8 protein-coding genes are annotated in these 6,973 nt (G+C 56.0%); 7 read left to right on the top strand and 1 reads right to left on the bottom strand.

The features are described 5' to 3' along the window. The 5 genes from JW937_09150 to JW937_09130 form a co-directional block, all read left to right on the top strand. Window positions 1-1,108: DUF2156 domain-containing protein (locus tag JW937_09150; protein MBN1587574.1), on the top strand; the 1,108-nt coding region annotated here is incomplete at its 5' end. Between the two features lie 32 nt (window positions 1,109-1,140). Beyond that, the gene (gene maf / locus JW937_09145; GenBank protein MBN1587573.1) at window positions 1,141-1,683 is read left to right on the top strand and encodes a septum formation protein Maf; all 543 of its coding nucleotides are present in this window, start codon (window positions 1,141-1,143) and stop codon (window positions 1,681-1,683) included. A 118-nt stretch (window positions 1,684-1,801) separates the two neighbouring features. Next, window positions 1,802-3,649 (top strand): acyl-CoA dehydrogenase family protein, encoded by a 1,848-nt coding sequence (locus JW937_09140; protein ID MBN1587572.1) that lies wholly within the window; start codon window positions 1,802-1,804, stop codon window positions 3,647-3,649. A gap of 20 nt (window positions 3,650-3,669) precedes the next feature. Then, on the top strand, window positions 3,670-4,629 hold the full coding sequence (locus JW937_09135) for a glycosyltransferase family 2 protein (GenBank protein ID MBN1587571.1): 960 nt from the start codon (window positions 3,670-3,672) through the stop codon (window positions 4,627-4,629). Next, on the top strand, window positions 4,626-5,306 hold the full coding sequence (locus JW937_09130; GenBank protein MBN1587570.1) for a glycosyltransferase family 2 protein: 681 nt from the start codon (window positions 4,626-4,628) through the stop codon (window positions 5,304-5,306). Before JW937_09135 ends, JW937_09130 begins: the two co-directional genes overlap by 4 nt. Before the next feature lie 15 nt (window positions 5,307-5,321). On the opposite strand, the gene JW937_09125 is transcribed toward JW937_09130, so the two are convergent. Next, window positions 5,322-5,792: a DUF192 domain-containing protein gene (locus tag JW937_09125; protein ID MBN1587569.1), complete on the bottom strand. Its 471-nt coding sequence runs from the start codon at window positions 5,790-5,792 to the stop codon at window positions 5,322-5,324. Between the two features lie 33 nt (window positions 5,793-5,825). On the opposite strand from JW937_09125, the gene JW937_09120 reads away from it, so the two are divergent. Together JW937_09120 and JW937_09115 are read left to right on the top strand one after the other, a co-directional pair. Next, window positions 5,826-5,999, top strand: a complete 174-nt coding sequence (locus tag JW937_09120) for a hypothetical protein (GenBank protein ID MBN1587568.1) — start codon at window positions 5,826-5,828, stop codon at window positions 5,997-5,999. Between the two features lie 465 nt (window positions 6,000-6,464). Continuing rightward, a partial coding sequence (locus JW937_09115) for a hypothetical protein (protein MBN1587567.1) occupies window positions 6,465-6,973 on the top strand: 509 nt, incomplete at its 3' end.

The raw sequence follows: 6,973 nt of genomic DNA, 5'->3' as shown, positions 1-6,973 counted from the left end.
CCGGAACTGCCGCTATGTTGCGGAGCGCCTTAGCGCAGACGGGGGGTTGCAATTTGCGCGTGCTGCCCAGGAGGAGTTGCTCCGGGAACTGCAATCGCCCCGAGGCTTTGAGCGGCTTCGGGTTGACCCGCGTCTGGTGTTTGACGCCGGTTTCTATCCCAATGATATTGAACTCCTCGAGCGGTTGCCCGGACTCCGGGGTCTTCCGGATGTGCGCGGGCTCAATCCCTTGAGTCTTGAGGATCGTCACTGGATGCAGCGGCTGCTGCGCGAAGGGGCGCCGCGCGTATCCGCCTATTCTTTTGTGAGTCTGTGGCTTTGGCAGGATCTGTATTGTTTTGAGTGGAAGCTGGTCCAGGGCGCGCTTTGTCTGTTTGCCTCAAACGGGAACTGCGCCTTTATGCCATTGCCGCCCTTGGGTGGCGGTGAGAGGGATTTGATTTTGCAGCAGTGCGCGTTTGAGTTGGAAGGCATGGGCGCAGGTTCGAGCGCGCGCTTGGAGAATCTTTTGGAGACCGATTGCCGGAGCTTTGAGGCCCTGGGTTGGGAGGTGTATCCGAAAGGGGTCGAGTTTCTTTACGAGCGGAAAGATCTGGCAGAGCTTCATGGGCGGCGTTATGAATCCAAGCGCAATCTGTGCCATCAGTTTGAGGCTTTGGAGCCTGTGTATGCGCCGTACTGCGGCGAAGACCGGGAGGCTGTTCGGGCCTTATACGAAAAGTGGGTTTTACAGAAGAAGGCCCGGCTCCAGGATCCCATTGCCGCAGGACTTCTGGAGGATCAGGGGATTGCCTTGAAACGGGCGCTGGAGAGCGTGCAGGAGCTCGGATTGTTGGGCCGGTGCGTTCGGGTCAAAGGCGAGTTGGCGGGCTTTAGTTTTGGATTTGAACTCAACCCGGATGTCTTTTGTGTGCTTTTCGAAATCACGGATTTAGAATGCAAGGGCGCGGCCGCTTTTCTATTTAGGGAGTTTTGCCGCGAAATGGAGCCCTACCCGTGGATCAATGCCATGGACGATTCGGGATTGGACTCTGTGACCTGGACCAAACGGTCTTACTATCCGGCGGAAGAAATCCCTCTTTTCAACGCGAGGCCGGCGGACGAGTGATTTACTTAGCGAGCCAATCCCCCAGACGACGCGTGCTCATTAAAGAACTTAAGATGCCTTTTCGCGTGGTGTCCTCCACCTACCACGAAGCGCCGCATGAAAAGGGAAGGCCCAGTGACTTGGTCAAGCGGCATGCCTTGGGCAAGGCTTTGGAGGCCCGGGTGCCGGCCAAGAAAGGCTGGGTTCTGGGTGCGGATACGATTGTGTACTTCGAGGGCAGGGTTCTGGGGAAGCCCAAGAGTCTGGCCCACGCCAAGCGTCTGCTGCAAGCCATGTCCGGCAAGAGCCATTATGTTTACACCGGATTGGCGCTGCGGGATTTGGTGACCGGGCATGTGCTAATGGATTATGAGCGCACCCGCGTGAAGTTTCACCGCCTCACACCCGCGTTCATCGACCACTACGTGAAGCAAGTCCATGTGCTCGACAAAGCCGGGGCTTATGCCATTCAAGAAGGCGATATCGCCGAAAGCATCGTGGGTTCTTACTCCAATGTGGTGGGTTTGCCCCTCGAAAAACTCCGGACATTGCTTAAGGCACGGTGCCAGGCACCGGTGCCTGGCACCAGTGCCTGACACCGGTGCCTGACACCGGTGCCTGACACCGCTATAATGAAAGGCAAGTTTTCCGGATTATTCTTAGCGCCAGTTCCAAAGGGGGAGGTGTATTGTGGGCTCGATCATCCATGGGGGCATGGAAGAGGGCAAGCGTCAGGCCATGGAAGTGGCCGAAGACGCGCGCCAAGAGGAATGGGAATCTCCGAGTTTTGTGGCCGACTTGTTTTTAGGGCAGCCGCGTTGGGACATGATGTTTCCCTATCCAGAGCAATCCCTGGAGGATAAGCGCGAGGGCGACGAATTCATTGCCCGCCTTGAAAAATATCTGAAGGAAAATCTGGACGCCGACGAAGTCGACCGCACCGGACATTTGCCCGCTGAAAACGTGAAGGGCCTTGCAGCGCTGGGCTGCTTTGGAATGAAGATCAGCAAGGAGTACGGCGGGCTCGGCCTCTCCCAAGTCAATTACAACCGGGCCATTAGCGCGGTTGCCACCTATTGCGGCTCCACCTCCGTTTGGCTTTCAGCGCATCAATCCATCGGTGTGCCTCAACCCCTCAAACTTTTTGGAACAGACGAGCAGAAGAAGAAATTTCTGCCCCGTTTCAGCCAAGGAGCTGTCTCGGCTTTTGCGCTCACGGAAGTGGATGTGGGCTCAGATCCCGCCCAAATGAAGACCACGGCGGTCCCGGTCGAAGACGGCAAGTACTACCTCATCAACGGTGAAAAGCTATGGTGTACCAATGGCCCGGATGCGGACATCCTTGTTGTGATGGCCCAGACCCCGCCGAAAATCGTGAACGGCCGCGAGAAAAAGCAAATCACGGCTTTTATTGTGGAAAAGGGGATGCCCGGTTTTGAGACCGCGCACCGTTGCGAGTTTATGGGGATTCGCGGAATTTCGAACGGCGTGTTGCGTTTCAAGGATGTGAAGGTCCCTGCCGAGAACATGATCTGGGAAGAGGGTAAGGGGCTGAAGCTCGCCCTCACCACTCTCAATATCGGCCGCCTCACGGTGCCTGCCGCCTGTGTGGGCATCGGTAAGATGTGTTTGCGCATTAGCCGCGAGTGGTGCGGGGAGCGCTTCCAGTGGGGCAGCGCTGTGGGCCGGCACGAGAATGTAGGCGTGACTCTGGCGCGTATGGCTGCCGATTGTTTTGCCATGGATGCCGTGACTTGGTGGACCTCGGCCATGGTGGATGAAGGCCAGGCCGATATCCGTCTGGAAGCGGGAATGGCCAAGCTGTTTTGCACGGAAACCTCCTGGCGTATTGCCGATGACTGCATGCAACTCCGGGGCGGCCGCGGTTATGAAACCGCCAAGTCCCTCAAAGGACGCGGGGAGAAGTGCTACCCGGTGGAACGCATCCTGCGCGACACGCGCATCAACCGCATCATTGAAGGCACGACTGAGATCCTCCACCTCTTTCTTGCGCGCGAGGCTCTGGATGCTCACCTGAGTCTGGCCATGCCCCTCATGAATCCCAAAGCCTCGGCCAAGGAAAAGGCATCAGCCTTTAAGAAGGCGGCGGCCTTTTATGCGAATTGGTATCCGCGACGCTGGCTTAACTGGACCTTCTGGCCCAAACATCAAAAGCAGGGCAGTCTTCTCGGCCATCACCTGCGCTATGTGGAACGCACCAGCCATCGTTTGGCCCGGGCGCTCTTCCATAACTGCATGGTGTACCAGGCCAAGCTGGAAAAGCGGCAGCGCATCCTCTTCCGCCTAATGGATGTGGGTACCGAGCTCTTTGCCATGGCCTCTACTATTGCTCTGGCCAAGTCCCGCATCGACAAAAGGGAACACGCCAAAGAGGCTCTTAAGCTGGCGGATCTTTTTTGCCGGGATTCCCGCCGCCGCGTAGAGCGCCTCTTTGAAGACCATTGGGACAATAGCGATTCCCAGGCCAGGAAGATTGCGGACGGGATCCTGGACGATGAGTACAAGTGGCTTGAGGCCGGGATCATCGACCAGCAGTTCTAGCGCGCACGAAAGATAATTCAATGCCCAAGGTCAGTGTGATCCTGCCCACCCGGGATCGAGTCGAGCTTCTGCAGCAGGCTGTTTTCAGTGTGCAGGCGCAAACCCTCCCGGACTGGGAGCTTCTCCTTATCGGTGACGGCGCCAGCGCGGAACTTTGCGCTGCAGCCGGGGAATTGGCCGCCCGGGATTCGCGCATTCATTTTCACAATCGCCCCCATTACGGGGTCTCCGCAGCCAGGAATTTCGGCCTGCAGCAGGCCAATGGCGAGTTCATTGCCTTCTTGGATGACGACGATCTCTGGCTCCCGGAAAAACTCGAAAAGCATTTGGCTGTCTTTGATTCCTCCCCGGACATTGCTTTGGTCGGGGCTCTCACTTATGTGGAGAAGATTGGAGAGGATAACCGGCACATCACCGAGCCCAAGAAGAGACCGCACTCGGATAGAGAATGCAGCTACCGGCTCTTTGTGGAGTGCGATTTCTTGGCCACCTGCGCGGTGGTGCTGCGCCGCTCATTGGTTGAAGGAATTCTTTTTGACGAGGGCATGCGTGTGTGCGAGGACTGGGATTATTGGGTACGAGTCGCCGAGCATCACCCCTACCGCTTTTTGGAGGAAGCTCTCTCTGTGTACCGACGGCATGAAACCAATATAGGGAACGACCCTGTGGCTGTGGCTGACGGGCATCTGCTCGCCCTCGACAAGATCCAACCCTGCCGGCGACAGGGAATCACGCACGGGCTTTTGAGGCGGAGAAAGGCTTACGAATGGTATAGTATCGGCGTGCTCTGGATGGATGAGCGCGAGTTTGACGGGGCGCGCAAGGCCTTTGGGCGCGCCCTGTGTTTGCAGCCCACTGTGGGTTTGGATCGTGGCCGCGATTCCGAAGAGGCGGCTTGGAAGCGGCTCCTAAAACCCTACCGTTTTTGGTTCAGTTGTCTAAAAGCCAGAATCTCAAACACCATGAGACCTCAACCATGAAACTTTCTGTGATCATTCCTGCCTACAACGAAGCCGCCACAATCCGCACAATTCTGGACCGCGTGATGGGTACGGGCTATGAGCTCGAAGTCATTGTCGTGGACGACGGTTCTGTGGATGAGACTGTGTCCATTGTGGAGAATTACGGGGACGGCCGGATCCGGCTCATCAAGCACACGCACAACCAGGGCAAGGGCGCTGCGTTGTGTACCGGATTCAAAGAGGCGACCGGGGATGTGATTATCATTCAAGATGCGGACTTGGAATATGATCCTTCGGATTATCCCAAGCTTCTCGCGCCCATTGAGGACGGCCGGGCTGATGCGGTCATGGGTTCGCGCTTCACGGGCGAGGCCCAGCGCGTTCACTTCTTCTGGCATTTTGTGGGAAATAAAGCGCTCACCCTTCTCTCTAACATGACTACCAACCTCAACCTCAACGACATGGAGGTGGGGTACAAGGTGATGAAGACCGAAATCGCCCGCCAAATTGAACTGAAGTCGCGCGACTTCCGCTGCGAGCCGGAAATCGTGGCCAAACTCGCCCGCCTCAAATGCCGCATCTATGAAGTCCCCATCACCTATGCCGGCCGCTCTTATGAAGAGGGCAAAAAGATCACCTGGGTGGATGGGGTCAAAGCCCTGGGCGCGATCCTGCGCTTTGCATGGAGCGACTGACAGAACGATTACTTCTTATTTGGAGAACTCTGCAAGCACCATTTGGGATTCGGAGGTGATCCCATTGGCAGCGGCATATCCGGCCGGCACTTCCAAAACCCAGCGAATTTTTTCAGGAGAGCGGTAAGTAGGGCAGGGTTCTTCCCGGCAGGGTGTGGCCTCATGCACAATGCCGGCAACCTTGCCGGAACTCTTCACAAAAATCATGTCGATTGCAAACTGCATTCCGCGCATTGTGAAGGTGGCGAACTGTTCCGCGTCGTAGACAAAGATCATGCCCTGGCCCTCGTCCAAAAACTCCCGGCCGCTAAGCCCCTGGTAACGCTCCTTGGCGGTATAGGCAATTTGGGCCTCGACTCTGGTCTGAACAGCCCGGCCGTTCACGAACTCGACGATCTGTAAGGGTGTTTCTTGCGCAGTTGCGGGCTGGATGGCGGGATTGGCCAGGAAAAGAATCAGGAATGGGGAGAGGACTTTGAGCGTCATATCTAAGCACTATATACCACAAAAGGCTTTTTGATGGACGCGCTATTCTTTTGTCTTGCCTGGGGATTGGCGGTTTTTGTAGGCACAGTGGCAGAATCCGGCAGTGCCACGGTGTTGAGGCCGGTTGCCTTGGTCTTCTTTGATATCAAGACCGCTGTGCTTTGTTTTTATCGCAACATGTTGCTGAGAGTAATGTTACATATTTGAAGCCTATTTGTCTTGTTCTGAGCCAGACAATCACTTTTTTATTTTCCCACGTAGACAAAGCCCTGGGCTTGGTGTAAAACGGTTGTGGGGAATTAGTGGCGTCTGTGGTGATGAAAAGGATTTACAGTGGCTCATCACCCAGAGACATATCTTAAGAGGCTCCGGTTTTTCGGGGTTCTTTTCCTTATATCCGGCATTACCCTGGGATTTCAGTCAGTCCATGGGTCCGCTGCATTTACTTCCAGTCCGCCTATTCTGGCCAAATTCGCGGATTGCGCATCTCTTTCACCGGAATTACTTTCGTCCTCCAGCAATACTCTTAACTCGCCTGCTCTGGAACCTTCAGTTGTAGAGCAGGTGGGTTCAAGTACAATTGTCCGCCATCCGCGTATTGCACGGGCCTCAACTGAAACGCGGTATGAGCCTTCGCTGTTCCTTCCTCTGTCCGAGCTCGAAGGACCTAGGGTGCCTAAGCCCCAGCACAGTCCCTCGAACCGGCTCCAAGCACCGTCATGGATGTTGACGAGTCTTTCCGATGCGAGCGACGCACTCGAAGAACAGCGCGAGACTGTGGAAGTCAATTTGGGAAGCGTGGCAGGCAGCCACTTGGCATTGGACGTGCAGGCTTACAGTTTTCAGGATGTTTCGGGTGCAGTCTTTGCTCCTTCAGTCCAGGAGAGCGGGGTTGTGCGCCGGATGCGGGAAGCGGCGAGCGAGCGCATGCATGAGAGTTTGAATCCGAATAGCACCAGCAGTCTGGATTCCTCCGTTGGATTGGGGCTCAAGAGTTGGGGACAACGATGGGCGGTGAGCGGGAACTTTGTGCCGACACGAGAGCTTTTCGGAGAGCATGCGAGCGCTTACGGCTATGCGCAGCTTGTGAGTACCGATCTCTGGGCCTCCTGGGCGGATACCTTTTTCAAAGTGCCTTTTGGGGTAGAAATTCAGAAGGATGTCTACAACCAGTTTTACTT

It is taken from the genome of Candidatus Omnitrophota bacterium (assembly GCA_016929445.1).
Classification (GTDB): domain Bacteria; phylum Omnitrophota; class Gorgyraeia; order JAFGIU01; family JAFGIU01; genus JAFGIU01.
Note: the sequence above shows the minus strand (reverse complement) of the source record. Positions and strands in the feature narration are given on the sequence as shown.